We start from the raw sequence: 14382 nt of genomic DNA on the forward strand, positions 1-14382 counted from the left end.
GGGCCGATGACCACCGGCCGGGTCGTCCCCGGCCCGGCAGCTCCCGGCCCGGCAGCTCCTGGCCCGGCAGCTCCCGGCCCGGTGCCCCCGGGCCAGGCGGCGGGAGCGCCGACGGCCGCCGTTCCCGCCGCCGCCGCGACGCCCACCGCCGTCCCCTCCGCGCTGCCCTCGCTCGACCGGCGCGGCGCCGGCACCCGGCCCGCCGTCGACCCCGCGGTGGCACGCGAGCTGAAGCGCCAGGTCGCCGCCGAACTGCACCAGCAGATCAGCCGGTTGACCTCGGGCTCCGGCGCCGAGCCGGACCGGGCCACCCGCCGCCAGCGCGGCCGCGCGCTGATCGAGGAGGCCGTCGCCCGCTGGTCCGACGCCTACGCGCAGACCCACGGCATCCCGCCGACCCGCGAGCAGGACCGCGCCCTCGCCGAGGCCGTCTTCGACCTGCTGTTCCGGGCCGGCCGGCTCCAGCCCTACCTGGACGACCCGGACATCGAGAACATCCTCGTCAACGGCTGCGACGACGTCTGGGTCTCCCGGGTGCACCAGCCGCTGCGCCAGGTCCCACCGGTGGCCGACAGCGACGCCGAACTCGTCGAACTGCTCCAGGACCTGGCCCGCCAGCACGGCGGCGGCGAACGCTCGCTGTCCACCGCCAGCCCGACGCTCGCCCTGCGCCTGGAGGGCGGCATGCGCCTCCAGGCGCTCACCGAGGTCACCCCGCGCCCGTACGTCGCGATCCGCCGGCACCGGGTGGCCTCGGCGACCCTGCCCGAGATGGTCCGGCTCGGTGCCGTGGACGGCACCCTCGCGGCCTTCCTGGCCTCGGCCATCCGGGCCCGGAAGAACGTGATGATCACCGGCACCCAGGGCGTCGGCAAGACCAGCCTGCTGCGGGCGATGGCCGCCGAGATCCCGCCGGACGAGCGGGTCGGCACCCTGGAGTCGGAGTTCGAGCTCTGGCTGCACACCCTCGGCCACCTGCGCCAGGTCGTCCCGATGGAGGCCCGGGAGGGCAACGGCGAGCGGGTGGAGGGCCGGTCGGCCGGCGAGCTGACCATCGGCGACCTCATCCCGGCGGCGCTGCGGATGACCCTCTCCCGGATCATCGTCGGCGAGGTCCGCTCCGGCGAGGTCGTCCCGATGCTGCGCGTCATGACCAACGGCGAGGGCGGCTCGATGTGCACCCTGCACGCGCGCGGCCCGCACATGGTCGTGGACCGCATCGCCGAACTCTGCCTGGAGTACGGCTCGCACATGACCGACGCGCTCGCCTACCGGCTCACCGCCAACGCCGTGGACTTCATCGTGCACGTGTCGATGGTCGACGAGACGCACGTCGGCGGCCGTCGGCACCGCTTCGTCTCGCACGTCCTGGAGGTCGCCGGCCTCGGCGAGAGCGGCCGGCCGGCGCTGAACACCGTGTTCGGTCCGCGCCCCGAGCTGGGCGAGCCGCGCGCCGTCCCGCACACCCCGCCGCAGTGCCTGGACGACCTGCGCCGGGCCGGTTTCGACGCCGCGCTGCTCGGTTCCCGCTACGGCAGCTGGGCCGAGCCGCTCCAACTGCGGATCGGCGGTGGTGCCCGGTGATGCCGCTCTTCGTGCTCTGCGGCCTCGCCGTCACGGCGGGCCTGGTCGCCCTGGTGGCCTGGGCGCGCGGCAGCGACCCGGCGCGGGAGCAGGCCGAGCCCCGGCCGCTCAACCCGCTCGCCTCCCGGCTGCACGTGTTCTGGTACGGCGCGCCCGGCACCGCCTCCGACCGGATGGCGCGGCTGCGCCGGATCCAGCTGCCGCTCACGCTGATCGGGGCGCCGCTCGGCTGGCTGTTCACCGGCATCCCGCTGACGGTGCTGCTGGTGCCGCTGGCGGTGTTCGGCCTGCCCTGGCTGTTCGACACCACCCGCTCGGACACCGACCGGATCGAACGGCTGGAGGCGCTCTCGGAGTGGACCCAGCGGATCGCCGACGTGCTGCTGCTCGGCGTCGGCCTCAACCAGGCCATCATCACCAGCCGCCGCACCGCGCCCGCCGCGATCGAGGCCGAGGTCGGCGAACTGGCCGCCCGGCTGCAGGCCCGCTGGCGTCCGGAGGAGGCGCTGCGGCTGTTCGCCGACGGCATGGCCGACGCCACCGCCGACAAGGTGCTCGCCGCGCTGGTGCTGCGCGCCGCCGACAGCGGCCCCGGCCTGGCCCGGGCCCTGTCCGACATGGCCGAGTCGGTCCGGGAGGAGGTCCGGCAGCGGCGCACCATCGAGGCCGACCGGGCCAAGCACCGCACCACCATCCGCTGGCTGGTGGGCATCATCCTGCTGGTCGTCACCGTGGGCTCGTTCAACACCGAGTACACCGCCCCCTACAGCACGGCGCTCGGCCAGATCGTGCTCGGCGTGATCTGCGCGCTGTTCGTGGGCGTGATCGCCTGGATGCGCGCGCTGGCCTCGTACCCGCCGGTGCCGCGGCTGCTGGAGCCGGACCGCCGCAGCCGGACCGGCCGCGCGCTGCTCCGGCGCGCCGACGGACAGGCCCCGGACGGCGCCGACGGGACGGCCCCGGCCGACGGCCCCGACGGGGCCGAGGGCACCGCGCGACTGCTCGGGGAGGCCCGATGATCTCCCCGTGGTCCGTGCTGGCCGGTGCCGTCGCGGCGGGCGGCCTCGCCATGCTGATCGCCGAACTCCGGCCCTCGCCGCCCGATCTGGGCCAGGCGCTGGACCGGCTGCACCGCACCCCGGCCGACCGCACCCCCGGTCCGGACGAGCGGCCGCGCTGGTTCGACCGGATCGGCGAGCGCTCGGTCCATCTGCGCGGGGTCCGCGTCCCGAAGCGCGAACTCGCCCTGATCGGCCGCACCCCGGCGCGGTTCATGGCGCACAAGCTGCTCTTCGCCCTGCTCGGACTGGTGCTGCCGCCGTACCTGGCGGTGGCGGCGCTGCTGCTCGACCTGGACCTGCCGTTCGCCCTGCCGCTGGTGGTCGGGCCGCTGCTGGCCGGGCTGCTCTGGTTCGTCCCGGACGGGATCGTGCGCGGTGAGGCCAAGGAGGCGCGGGTCGAGTACCTGCACGGAATCGCCGCCTACCTGGAGTTGGTGGCGATGGAACGGGCCGCCGACCTCGGCCCGGCCGAGGCGCTGCGCCGGGCCGCCGCCGTCGGACGCGGCGCGGTGTTCCTCCGGATCCGGGACGCGCTGGACCGGGCGGCCACCGACCGGCTGCCGCCGTGGGCCGGACTGGACGCGCTGGCCGAGGAGTTGGGCCTGACGCCGCTCCAGGACCTGGCCGACATCATGCGGATCTCCGGCACCGACGGGGCCGCCGTCTACGACACCCTGCGGGCCCGGTCCAAGGGCCTGCGGGGCGAACTGCTGGCGGAGGACCTCGCCCGGGCCAACGCCGACAGTGAGCGGATGGTGGCGCCCGGGTCCGCGCTGACCATGCTGATGACCTTTCTGGTCGTCTTCCCGGCGCTGTTCAAGATGCTCAGCTGAACCACCCCGTCCGACGAGTCACCCCGTCGCGGAGGTCAGCGCCTCCGTCACCGCACCTCACCCTGGGAGCAGTTCATGAAGGACCGACTCAAGCCACTGGTCTTCCTACTCGTCGGCGCGGCCCTGCTGCCGCTCCAGTTCGCCACCACGCTCTTCCACTTCCGGATGGGCCGGGCCAAGGCGGCCCGGGCGCGCGGCGACAAGGGTGCCATCAGCATCGAACTCGCGCTCGCCGTCATCGCGCTGGTGTTCATCGCGGGCCTGGTGGTGTTCGCCCTGGTCGCTCTGAAGGACAAGGTCGTCACCAAGGTCAACCAGGACCCGAAGTACACCGGCGGCGCCGGGGCTCCGGCCGGCTCGTGACCCACCGTCGTCGCCTCCGCCGCCGTCGTCCCCGCCGCTCCGACCGGGGGGCGATGACCCTGAGTCTGGCCATCGTCTTCCCGATCGTCCTGATCCTGGTCATGACCGTCGCCCAGACCGGGATGTGGTGGTACCACCGCCAACTCGCGCTGAGTGCTGCCCGCGAGGGCGTCGACGCGGGGCGGGGCCAGGGGAGCGGGACCGACGAGCAGAAGAACGAGGCCGCGCGGCGGCAGGCCGACGACTTCCTGAACCGGCAGGGCGACACGGACCACCGGGTCGTCACCGACGGCAGCTCGCCGGTGCTGATCAAGGTCACCGTCGAGGTGACGCCCCCGGTCATCATCCCGTTCATCACGCCGCCGACCGTCACCCAGTTCGCCGAGGCCCCGCGCGAACGGTTCGTGCCCCCGGTGGTGCGGCCGTGAGTCCGGGAGGTCGGCCGGGAGCGCGGCCGGGCAGGCGGTCGGGCGGGTGGCCGCGGGGCCTCGCCGCCCGCCGCCGCGCCCGGTCGGGGCGGGGGCGGGACGGCGGCAGCACGGCGATCGAGGCGGCGATCGTCGCACCCGCCGTGGTCGCGCTGATCCTGGTCGCGGTCGCGGCGGGGCGGATGCAGACCGCCGGCGGCACCGTCGAGGCGGCGGCCCGCTCGGCGGCCCGCGCGGCGTCGATGGCCCGCACGGGCGACATGGACGCCGCGGCGAAGGCCTCCGCCGCGGACTCGATGCGGCAGCAGGGAGTGCACTGCCGGACCAGCAAGGTCACCGTCGAGAAGAAGAAACGGACCAGTCAGGGCGTCACCTGGGAGACGGTCGAGGTGACGGTGAAGTGCGAGGTCTACCTGGGGGACCTGATCGGCGGGCCGGACCTCTTCCCGAAGACGCTCACCGGCTGGTTCGCCTCGGTGATCGACCGGTACCGGGGCCAGTGAGGCCCGGGGTGTCGGCCGGTGGGGCGCGCGGCCCGGATGCCGCGAGCGGCCCGTGGGGGGTCGAGTGCGGCACGCGGGTCGAGGGGGTCGAGTGGGTCGAGCGCGGCGAGTGGGTGGAGATTGTGTCGGGTCGTGGCGTGGGCGGTGACAGGGCTGTGACGACGAGGCGGCCGGACGGGGATTGGGGAGCCGTCGGGCGGGGGAGACGCAAGCGGAGGGCGCCCGGGGGAGGGCGGAGGAGCAGGTGGGGAGGGAACGCCATGGCACGCGCACGCACGCGCGCGGTGCGGCTGCCCCGTGCCCGGCTGCTCGGTGCCCGGCTGCTCGGTGTCCGGCTGCTCGGTGCCGGGTCATTGCGGGCCCGGTCGTCGCGGGCCCGGTCGTCGCGGGCCCGGCTGGGCGGTCCGCTCGGCGGCCGTTCGGACCGGGGCGCGCTGTCGATCTTCGTCGCCATCTGTGCGGCCTACGTGGTGCTGGTCATCGCACTGGTCATCGACGCCGGCGGCAAGCTGCGGCTCGCCGAGCGGGTCGACGCCTACGCCCAGGAGGCCGCCCGGATGGCCGGCCAACAGCTGGACGAGGCAGCGCTGTTGAGGGGCGAAGGGTACAAACTGAGGGCACGGAGCTACGTCGAGACGGCGGCCGACAGCTACCTCGCGCTGTACGGGCTGTCAGCGGCCGACGTGGAGTTCTCGCCGGACGGCGCCACCGTCACGATCACGGTGCGGGCCGAGTTCCGCCCCGTCCTGCTGGGCGAACTCGGCAAACGGAAGGTCACGGGCAAGGGGAGCGCCACCCTCGTCCACGGAGTCAAGGAAGCGGAGACCGCCTGATGGCCGCGCCACGCGCCAAGGACCAGACCCGTGCCGGGCGTCCGGCCCGGGGAGCGAACACCACCCCCGCGTCCGGCCGACGGCCGGCGCCGCTGCCGTCCCATCGGGCGCGCGGCGGCCGTCGGCGCGGCCGGGGCGGCGCCGTACTCGCCGCGATCGCGGCCCTGATCACCCTGCTCGTCCTGATGGTCGGCGTGCCCGCCCTGCTGCTGTACGGCACCCGGGCGGTGGCCGACATGGGCGAACTCGCGCCCGACGGCATCGGTGCGATGCTGACCAGCCCCGACGACGGGCGGCTGTTCCTCTGGCTGCTGGTGGTGGTCGGCTGGGTCGGCTGGGCGTGCTTCGCGCTCTCCGTCCTGCTGGAGGTCCCGGCGCAGTTGCGCGGCCGGGTGGCCCGGCGGATCCCGGCCTTCGGCTGGAGCCAGCGGGCCGCGGCCGGACTGGTCGGCGCCGTCATCGCCCTGGTGCCGGTGGCCGGTTCGGCCTTCGCCGCCACCGCCGAGCACGCCCCGGCCGCCGCCACCGCGCAGGTGGCCGCGGGCGCGCAGCAGGCCGCCGCGCAGGCCGCGCCGGCCGTCGCCCCGGCCGCCGACCCGCAGGCCGGCTACACCGTGCGGGACAGCCGCCCGGCCGACAGCCTGTGGTCCATCGCCGAGCGCCAACTCGGCTCCGGCGAACGCTGGGTGGAGATCGCCAAGCTCAACGACGGCCGGGTGATGGACGATTCGGGGATCCGCTTCGACGCGGACCGGCCGATCCAGCCCGGCTGGAAGCTCGCCATGCCGGCCGACGCCAAGCCCGACCAGGCGGCGCCCGCGCCCGCCACCCCCGCACCTGCTCCGGCCGGTACGCCGCAGACCGGCCCGGCCGGCGGCGAGGCCCACGGCGGCACCGTCACCGTGAAGCCCGGCGAGAGCCTGTCGGCGATCGCCGAACGGGAGCTGGGCGACGCGGAGGCCTGGCCGAAGCTGTTCGAGGCGAACCAGGGCGTCCAGGCGCCCGACGGCGAGCGGCTCACCGACCCGGACGTGGTGGTGCCGGGCATGGTGCTCAGCCTGCCCGGTGCCCCGGCTCCCGCTCCCGTTCCTGCTCCCGCCCCCGCTCCTGAGGCTGAGCAGGCGCCCGCTCCCGCGCCGGCCCCGCCGCCGCCCGCGCCGAACACCCAGCCGCCCTCGGCACCCGCCGCGCAGCCGCCCTCGGCACCCGCCGCGCAGCCGCCCGCCCCGGCGCAGCCGCCCGCGCAGGCCCAGCCCTCCGCGCAGGCCCCAGCGGGAACGCCCGCTCCCAAGATCGAGGCCCAGGCCCCGGCCGCCCACGCCGAGAAGGCGAACGACGACTACGGCGTCGCCCTCGCCGCCTCCACCGTCGGCGTGCTGCTCGCCGCGATCATGGTCGGGACCGTCGCCCGCAAGCGCGGCGGCCAGCTGCGCGCCCGCCGCCCCCGGCACCGCATCGCCATGCCCAGCGCCCCGGCCGCCGCCTTCGAGGCCGAACTGAAGGCCCGCCAGGACGACGCCGGCCTGCACCTGCTCGACCGCGCCCTGCGCAGCATGGCCCGCAACACCGTCCGCGGCGGCAAGCGGCTGCCCGCGATCGTCGCCGCCAGGATCACCCCCGGCCGCACGATCGAACTCCACCTCTCCGGCCCCGCCGCGCCCATCGCGCCGTTCCGCGCCGCCCACACGCCCGACATCTGGTGGTGCGCCGCCGACTCCGAGGGCCTGCTCTCGCCGGCCCAGGCCCGCAAGACCGCCGCCCCCTACCCGGCCCTGGTCACCCTGGGTTCGGCCGCGGACGGCTCGATCGTCCTCGCCGACCTGGAGACGGTCCGGCTGCTCCATCTCTCCGGACACCCGGACGACGCCCGCGACGTGCTGCGCACCCTGGCCCTCGAACTCGCCCACAGCCCGCTCGCGGACCGGCTCCACCTGCACCTGGTGGACCTCGCCGAGGAGATGCCGATCAGCGGACCGGCCGCCGAGCGGATCCACCGCCACACCACCCTCGACGCCGCGCTCGCCGCACTCGGCCCGCGCACCGCCAAGGCCCGGGCCACCCTGGTCTCGGCCGAGGCCGCCAGCCCCCGGGACGCCCGCAGCCGGGGCCTGGCCGACGAGTCCTGGGTCCCCGAGATCGTGCTCTGCGGCCACCAGCCCGGCGGCGGCGTCCCGGCCGAACTCGGCCGGCTGCTCGACGCCCGGCCCCGGACCTGCGTCGCCGTGGTCACCCGCGCCCCCGAGCGCGGCACCGGCCCGGTCGCCCGCTGGACCCTCCCGGCCACCGGCCAGGCCACCGTCCCCGGCCTGCACCTCACCCTGGAACTCCAGCGCCTGACCACCGGCCAGTACGAGCAGGTCACCGAGCTGCTCCGGGCCGCCGACGACAGCACCCAGCACCCCGCCCCCGCGTGGACCCTGGACGGCGACGAGCTGGAGCCCGCCGACCTCCTGGCCGCCGTGCCGGTCCTCGCGGCCGTCGGCGCGGCGTCGGGCCCCGGGTCGGACGGTCCGGCGGGCGGCTTCTCGCTCGCCGCGCTGGACGCCGCCCTGGGCGACCCGGACTCCGGGGACGACGCGGACGGCGACACCGGCGGCGGCCGGGCGGCGGCCGGACCTCGGCTGCTGGCGCGGGTGATCGGCACCGGGGCCAGCCCGTTCGCGGGCACCGACCCGGCGGCGCCGGTGCCGGGGTCCGTCGGACCGGCCGCGCTGCCGGCGCCGCGGCACTTCGTCAACGGGCTCGGCCGACAGGCCGGCGCCGCCACCGGACCGGTTCCGGTGGCACCGGCGGTCGCCGTGGTTCCCGCCGTGGTCCCCACCGGACCGGCCGCCGCCTTCCCGGTCGCGCCGCCCGCCGGGCCGGAGACCGACGGCGGTGCCGGATCCGACGGCCCTGAGGGGGCCGAGGGTTACGAGGGCGACGAGACGACCCAGAACCTCGGACTGCCGACGGCTGTCGCGCCCGTCCAGCCGGTGGCACCGGTGCCACCGATGGGCCCGGTGGGTCCGGTGCTCGCGGGCCCGTCCGCCGCGCCCGCCACCCCCGCGCCCACCCCCGTACCCGCCGTCCCCGAGCCCGCTGTCCCCGCCCCAGCGCCCGTGCCCGCCCTCGAACCCGCCCCCGAGCCCGTACCGACGCACGACCCGGCCCCCGCACCCACCGGCGCCGACCCGCGCGTCCCGACCAGGCCCGAGCCCGGCCCGGCCGCCACCGCGCCCGCCCGGACCACCACCTCCGGGCGCAGCGACAGCGACGACCTGCTCGCCATCCTCCGCTCGCCGGAGGCGCACGCCGTCCGCAACGCCCCCCGGATCCGCCTGCTCGGCCCGGTCGACGTCGCCGGCACCGGTGGCACCGCCGAACCCGGCGCGATCGGCCGGCTCACCGAGCTCGCCGCCTACCTGGCCCTGCGCCCCGGCGCCGACCATGCCGCCCTCGACCACGACCTGCACCCCGGTGCGGCCCACCTGGACCCGCACCCCACCGCCGCCGACGCCCGGAACCCGCTGTCCGAGAAGCTCGCCGACCTGGCGGCCTGGCTGGGCACCGCCTCGGACGGCCGGCCCCTGCTGGTCACCGGCCAGGCCGAGGGCTGCACCTTCGCCCCGGCCGTCACCTGCGACTGGGACGAGTTCCGCAGCCTCTACCGGCGCGGTATGCGCAGCACCAGCGCCACCGCCGACGCGGCCCTCGCCCACGCCCTCGCCCTGGTCCGGGGCGCCCCGTTCGCGGAGGCCCCGCCCGCCTCGTTCGGCTGGGCCGAGGCCGAGCGGCAGGACATGATCGCCGCGATCGTCGACACCTCCCACGAACTCGCCGCCCGCCGCCTCCAGTACGGCGACCACCGCAGCGCCGAGGCCGCCGTCTTCCGCGGCCTCGCCGTCGCCCCGGACGTCGAACTGCTGCACCGCGACCTGTTCTACGCCTACGCCTCGGCCGGCGCCCGGGACCAACTCCTGCGCGCCGTCAACCGCCTCGACGCACTCAGCCGCCGGACCGGTCGCGAACTCGACGCCGACACGATCGCCCTCCTCCGCGACCTCCTCGCCGGCTCCTGACCCGGCGAACCGTCAGCACTCCCCGCCCCGCCCGGCCCGCACACCGCGTGCCGAGCGGGGCGCGGTGCGTCCTGCCCGGTCGCCCCGGGGGGCGGGAACGGCCGACTGTCACACCGGCCTGATGGAATACCGGCATGACGGACTGGTCGCGACTCAGCCATGCCTACGGCTCCGCGGAAGACATACCCGCCCTGCTGGACCGGATCGAAACGGATCCGAGTGCCGAGCGCTGGAGCGAGCTGTGGTCGGCCCTCTGCCACCAGGGCAGCGTCTACTCGGCCAGCGTCGCGGCGCTTCCCCGGCTGACGGCGATCGCCGCCGCTGCCGACACGGCGGAGCAACTGAACGCACTGCACCTGGCGGCCGCGATCGTGGCGGGGGCGGACCAGCTGAACGAGGCCGGCGACGTCCGGGTGAAGAACGCGCAGGACATCGCGGTCCTGCTGCGGATGGCGAACGAGCACCTCCGGACGGCTTCCGACCGCACCGACTACATCTACCTGCTCGAAGCCCTCCTGGCCTTCGAAGGCGTCCCGGTCTGGGGCGAGGAGCTGGCCTGGGGGCTCGTGAACGGGGAGTACCAGATCTCCTGCCCCCACTGCGAAACCGACCTGTTCATCGCCATCGGTGACTACGGCTGCTTCTCCACGAGCGGCGATTACGCCCTGCACGACGACGTCGAGAAGGCCCCCTTGCGACCCGCGGACCCCGGTGACCTGCGCGGCATCGGCCAACGTCTCCACACACTCGCGCTCGGCGACGGCCGGAGGGATGTCGCCACCGCGCTGACCCACCTCTTCGGACACGCGCACTGCACGGACTGCGGAACGGACTTCGCCGTGGCCGACCAAGTGGGCGATCCCTGCTGACGTTGCCGCCGACGCTGACGTTGACGCTGCCGCAGCAAAGGCCGGGCGCGGAGCAGGAAGTCGGCCCGGTCGACCTCCCGCTCCGGCCGCCGCTCGGGCAGCCGCTCCGGCCTGCGGGATCTCCGCGCGGGGCCCTGTTCACCCACCCGGCCTGGCTCCGGCGTCACCCGATCTCGTAGGGTGGCGCCCGTGTGTGGTGACAGGCGCCACACGGGGTACGAGGCAGCAGAACGCCGCTCAGCGGCGGGGCGGGGCGGTGACCTGGAAATGGCGGAGACTACGGCGGTCCCCGGAGGTCCCGACCCCGTGACGGACGCCGGCCCCGGCCCCCAGGACGCCGTGCCGCCGAGGTCAGCGCGCAACGCCTACGAGGAGCACCCGCCCGGCCCGGCCGCGCTCTACGAGCCCCCGGCCCCGCAACCGGCCTCACAGCCCGCCCCGGGCCCGGTGCCAGGACCGCCCGCGCCGTCCACCGGATGGACCGTCACCGGCATGCCCGCCATGGGCGGCGCGCCCGTCGTCCCGGCCCCGGCCGGCGCGACGCCGCTGCCGTTCACCCTCCCCGGCGCCACCCCGGCGCACGGCCTGCCCGGCATCGGCGGCGGCCTGGGCGGCGGCCCGCGCGGCCGGATCCTGGTCGTCGAGGGCGGCTACGGCACCTCCGGCCGACGCACCTGGGGCCGCGGCGGCCCCGCCCAGGCCCCGGTGCTGTCCGCGATGCTCGCCGCCGTCTCCCCGCAGGTGCTGCTGGCCGCCGACACCGTCGACGCCGTGCACCTCCCCGGCGCCAGCGACCCGCACACCGTGCTCGCCCACCTGCGCGCCGCCGCCCGCCACCCCGGACCGCTGCTCGTCCACTTCGGCGGCCACCTGCTCGCCGACAAGCGCGGCGGCCAGCTCCACCTGACCCTGCGCGACTCCAAGCCCGGCAGCATCCGTCAGGACGGCCTCGCCTGGCAGTCGATCGCCGGCGAGCTGCGGCACCGCCCGGCCGAGTGGCAGACGCTGGTCGTCGCCGACCTGAGCGCCGACCAGAACGCCTGGTCGCTGCTCCAGGGAGACCTCGCGCCGCTCAGTGAGGGGCTGCCGCTGTGGGCGGTGGTCAGCCCCGACCCGGACCAGATCGGCACCTTCACCCGCGCCCTGATCGAGGCCCTGCACGGCGGGCGCCCCGGCGGCGAGGCCGTCCTCGCGCCGGAACAGCTGCGCCACCAGGTCTACTCGGTGCTCCGCCCGGACGTGATCGTGGTCAGCACGCACGCCCCGGACCGCCCGTTCTTCCGCAACACCGCGCGGCGCGGCGAGGGAGCGCCGACCGAGTACGCCCCGTACGAGGCCCCGAGCCCGGCCGCCGTCCTGCCCCGCCCGGCCGCGCCGGACGAGGTCACCTGGGACGACCGGCCCTGGGGTGAGTCGCCCCGGGACGCCGCCGTCCCGCAGGACGCGGTGCCGGGCCCCCGGCCGGCCGTCACCCTGGACAAGCCGACTGCCGGAGCCCCTGCCGATGCCGCCCCGGCGTGGCCGTCCGACGGGCCGGTGAACCTGCTCAAGCCCGGCGTACCGCCCACCCCGCCGCTCCCGCCGCACCCGGTCGACCTGCGGAAGGCCGGTGCCTGGCAGCCGCCGGCGGCGGAGCCCGAGGTTGTGGCCGAGCCCGCGCCCGAGGTCGTGGCCGAGCTTGAGCCGGTGGAGGAACCGGAGCCGACCGACGCCACCCCGGCCGATGTGCCGCCCACCGACGTGGAGGCTGAGGACGTCACCGAGGAGCCCGAGCCCGAGCCCGAGTCCTCGCCGGAGCCCGAGGCGGCCCCGGCCGACTCCGCCCCTGCCGACCCCGCCCCGGCGGATGCCGCCCCCGCCCCCGCGCCGGACCGCTCCCAGCCCCGCGCCGACTACCTCGAGGTGATCGGCCGGATCGTCCGCAGCGCCGACGCGGGTGACCATGCGGCCGCCACCGACCTGGCCTTCGCCCTGGAGCTGGAGGCGATCGCCGAGCACGGCCCGGTCTCGGCCCCGGTCCTCCAGGTCCGGCAGGTCCGTGCCCACGTGTCCCGGCTCGCCGGCCGGACGGCCGAGGCCGCCGGCATCTACCGCGAGGTCGCCCTGACCCTGCTCCGCAGCGAGGGCCCCGAGCATCCGGAGACCCAGCGCGCGGCGACCAACGCGGAGGCCTGCTGGCGGGCGATCCCGGACCGCGCGGAGGCCCTGCGGATCGCCCCGGAGATCATCGAACTGCGCGCCCACCTCCCCGGTCCCGACGGCCGCAAGCTCCGCGCCGCCGAACGCCACCTCGCCACCCTCGCCGGCCCCCGCCCCGACCCGGCCTGACCGGGGACGCGCGTCCTGCCGGAGCACAGTGCGCGCTGTCCGGTCGTCAGTCTGCCGACCGCCCTCAGACCAGGGTGGTGATGCAGAACGGATGCCCCGCGGGGTCCAGCAGGACCCGCCACCGGTCGGGGTTCGGCTGGACGGCGGGCTCGACCGCCCCCAGGGCGAGCAGCCGAGCCTGGGCGGTGTCCAGGTCGTCGACCCCCAGTTCGATGTGGGCCTGCTTCTCCTGGGCCGGGTCCGGCCAGGTGGGACGTCGGTAGTCGGTCAGGCGGTTGAACCCCAGTCCGGCCGAGCCCTCCTGGCCGAGCAGGACGAAGTCGTCGGTGGAGTGGACGACGGGCAGTCCAAGGGCGTCGCCGTAGAAGCGGGCCAGTTCGGCGGGGTCCTGGCAGTCGAAGGTGACGGCCGCGAAGCGGGCCGCAGGTGCGGATGTCTTTCCAGTGCTCATACGGCAGACGTTATGACGGGACCAGGACAGGTTCGGTCCTGGTCGTGCGGGATACTTCCCGATGTGATCAGCACTTCGGCCCGCCTGCTGCGACTGGTGTCACTGCTCTCCGCGCGACCCTCGTGGACCTGCGGTGAGTTGGCCGACCGGATGGCGGTCACCGAGCGCACGGTGCGCCGGGACATCGCCAGCCTCCGGGAACTCGGCTACGGAGTCGAGTCCGACCCCGGGCCCTGGGGCGGTTACCGCCTCGGGGCCGGAAGCCGGGTGCCGCCGCTGGTCCTCGACGACGAAGAGGCCCTCGCCGTGGCCGTCGGGCTGCGCGCGGCAGCACTCAGCGGCGTTCTCGGCGGCGACCAGGCCGCACTGTCGGCACTCCTGAAACTGCGCCAGGTCCTGCCACCGCGGATCGCCGGCCGACTCGGTGAGATGGACGCCGCATTTGTGCAGACCCCCGGGCCCGACGAGCCGCAGATCTCGCCCGGCATGCTGCTGGAGCTGGCGACCGCGTGCCGCCGGGGCGAGCGCGTCCAACTGTCGTACCGCGACCGGGAAGGGAAAGCCACCACCCGGGACGTCGACCCCTACCGCCTCGTGCACACAGGACGCCGCTGGTACTTCGTCGCCCGGGACGTGACGCGCGGCGAGTGGCGGACGTTCCGGGCGGACCGGGTGGCTCGCATACAGCCGACCGGGCAAGCGGTGGAACTCCTCGACCCGCCCGACCCGGTACTGCTCGTCTCCCGATCCATCGCGACCGGCACCTACCCGCTCTATACGACCGTCCGTCTCCCGTTGCCCCTGGAGCAAGCACTGCGGCTGGTCCCACCGACGGTCGGCACCCACCGCCCGGACGGCCCCGACGCCACCGTCGTCGACATCGGCGGCCCCGACGCGGACGGGCTCGCCGGATACCTGCTCGGCCTGGCCGTACCCCTGCGCGTCCTGTCCCCGGACGACGTACGGGAGGCACTCCTGCGCCGCTCCCGCGCCCTCCTCGCGGCCAACGGCGCGCCGTCGACGCATGGCGAACCGAGCGAGAAGTAGCTCTCCGCAGTCGGGTACAGG

Annotated in this window: 12 protein-coding genes; 11 read left to right on the forward strand and 1 reads right to left on the reverse strand. The window is 76.0% G+C overall.

Features of this window, described 5'->3' with window-relative positions:
* Positions 1 to 6 precede the first annotated feature (6 nt).
* The 10 genes from SM793_RS01335 to SM793_RS01380 all read left to right on the forward strand — a co-directional run bounded on the left by SM793_RS01335 (position 7) and on the right by SM793_RS01380 (position 12863).
* On the forward strand, positions 7 to 1584 hold the full coding sequence (locus tag SM793_RS01335; RefSeq protein ID WP_413815852.1) for a CpaF family protein: 1578 nt from the start codon (positions 7 to 9) through the stop codon (positions 1582 to 1584).
* Positions 1584 to 2603 carry a type II secretion system F family protein gene (locus SM793_RS01340; protein WP_320436096.1) on the forward strand — a complete coding sequence of 340 codons (1020 nt, stop codon included), beginning with the start codon at positions 1584 to 1586 and terminating at the stop codon, positions 2601 to 2603. Before SM793_RS01335 ends, SM793_RS01340 begins: the two co-directional genes overlap by 1 nt.
* Positions 2600 to 3478: a hypothetical protein gene (locus SM793_RS01345; protein WP_320436097.1), complete on the forward strand. Its 879-nt coding sequence runs from the start codon at positions 2600 to 2602 to the stop codon at positions 3476 to 3478. The genes SM793_RS01340 and SM793_RS01345 overlap by 4 nt, the downstream gene beginning before the upstream one ends.
* 75 nt (positions 3479 to 3553) lie before the next feature.
* A complete protein-coding gene (locus tag SM793_RS01350; RefSeq protein WP_320436098.1) occupies positions 3554 to 3841 on the forward strand; it encodes a hypothetical protein in 288 nt (95 codons plus the stop codon).
* Positions 3842 to 3894: 53 nt separating this feature from the next.
* Positions 3895 to 4269 (forward strand): TadE family protein, encoded by a 375-nt coding sequence (locus SM793_RS01355; protein WP_320436099.1) that lies wholly within the window; start codon positions 3895 to 3897, stop codon positions 4267 to 4269.
* Complete coding sequence (locus tag SM793_RS01360; protein ID WP_320436100.1) at positions 4266 to 4772, forward strand: TadE/TadG family type IV pilus assembly protein; 507 nt, start codon at positions 4266 to 4268, stop codon at positions 4770 to 4772. The genes SM793_RS01355 and SM793_RS01360 overlap by 4 nt, the downstream gene beginning before the upstream one ends.
* Before the next feature lie 260 nt (positions 4773 to 5032).
* The gene (locus SM793_RS01365; RefSeq protein WP_320436101.1) at positions 5033 to 5605 is read left to right on the forward strand and encodes a hypothetical protein; all 573 of its coding nucleotides are present in this window, start codon (positions 5033 to 5035) and stop codon (positions 5603 to 5605) included.
* A complete protein-coding gene (locus SM793_RS01370) occupies positions 5605 to 9666 on the forward strand; it encodes a LysM peptidoglycan-binding domain-containing protein (protein WP_320436102.1) in 4062 nt (1353 codons plus the stop codon). Before SM793_RS01365 ends, SM793_RS01370 begins: the two co-directional genes overlap by 1 nt.
* 134 nt (positions 9667 to 9800) lie before the next feature.
* Complete coding sequence (locus tag SM793_RS01375; protein WP_320436103.1) at positions 9801 to 10535, forward strand: hypothetical protein; 735 nt, start codon at positions 9801 to 9803, stop codon at positions 10533 to 10535.
* A gap of 306 nt (positions 10536 to 10841) precedes the next feature.
* On the forward strand, positions 10842 to 12863 hold the full coding sequence (locus tag SM793_RS01380; RefSeq protein ID WP_320436104.1) for a hypothetical protein: 2022 nt from the start codon (positions 10842 to 10844) through the stop codon (positions 12861 to 12863).
* Between the two features lie 64 nt (positions 12864 to 12927).
* Here SM793_RS01380 and SM793_RS01385 read toward each other — a convergent pair whose 3' ends face one another.
* Positions 12928 to 13314: a VOC family protein gene (locus SM793_RS01385; RefSeq protein ID WP_320436105.1), complete on the reverse strand. Its 387-nt coding sequence runs from the start codon at positions 13312 to 13314 to the stop codon at positions 12928 to 12930.
* A 63-nt stretch (positions 13315 to 13377) separates the two neighbouring features.
* On the opposite strand from SM793_RS01385, the gene SM793_RS01390 reads away from it, so the two are divergent.
* On the forward strand, positions 13378 to 14361 hold the full coding sequence (locus SM793_RS01390; RefSeq protein WP_320436106.1) for a YafY family protein: 984 nt from the start codon (positions 13378 to 13380) through the stop codon (positions 14359 to 14361).
* The last annotated feature ends 21 nt before the right edge of the window (positions 14362 to 14382 follow it).

The sequence above is a fragment of the Kitasatospora purpeofusca genome (genome assembly GCF_034043715.1).
GTDB lineage: Bacteria > Actinomycetota > Actinomycetes > Streptomycetales > Streptomycetaceae > Kitasatospora > Kitasatospora purpeofusca_A.

Coding starts and splice junctions, on each gene's coding strand:
- SM793_RS01375 (WP_320436103.1), top strand. CDS start 9,801: ATGACGGACTGGTCGCGACTCAGCCATGCCTACGGCTCCGCGGAAGAC.
- SM793_RS01335 (WP_413815852.1), top strand. CDS start 7: ATGACCACCGGCCGGGTCGTCCCCGGCCCGGCAGCTCCCGGCCCGGCA.
- SM793_RS01350 (WP_320436098.1), top strand. CDS start 3,554: ATGAAGGACCGACTCAAGCCACTGGTCTTCCTACTCGTCGGCGCGGCC.
- SM793_RS01385 (WP_320436105.1), bottom strand. CDS start 13,314: ATGAGCACTGGAAAGACATCCGCACCTGCGGCCCGCTTCGCGGCCGTC.
- SM793_RS01365 (WP_320436101.1), top strand. CDS start 5,033: ATGGCACGCGCACGCACGCGCGCGGTGCGGCTGCCCCGTGCCCGGCTG.
- SM793_RS01340 (WP_320436096.1), top strand. CDS start 1,584: ATGCCGCTCTTCGTGCTCTGCGGCCTCGCCGTCACGGCGGGCCTGGTC.
- SM793_RS01370 (WP_320436102.1), top strand. CDS start 5,605: ATGGCCGCGCCACGCGCCAAGGACCAGACCCGTGCCGGGCGTCCGGCC.
- SM793_RS01355 (WP_320436099.1), top strand. CDS start 3,895: ATGACCCTGAGTCTGGCCATCGTCTTCCCGATCGTCCTGATCCTGGTC.
- SM793_RS01345 (WP_320436097.1), top strand. CDS start 2,600: ATGATCTCCCCGTGGTCCGTGCTGGCCGGTGCCGTCGCGGCGGGCGGC.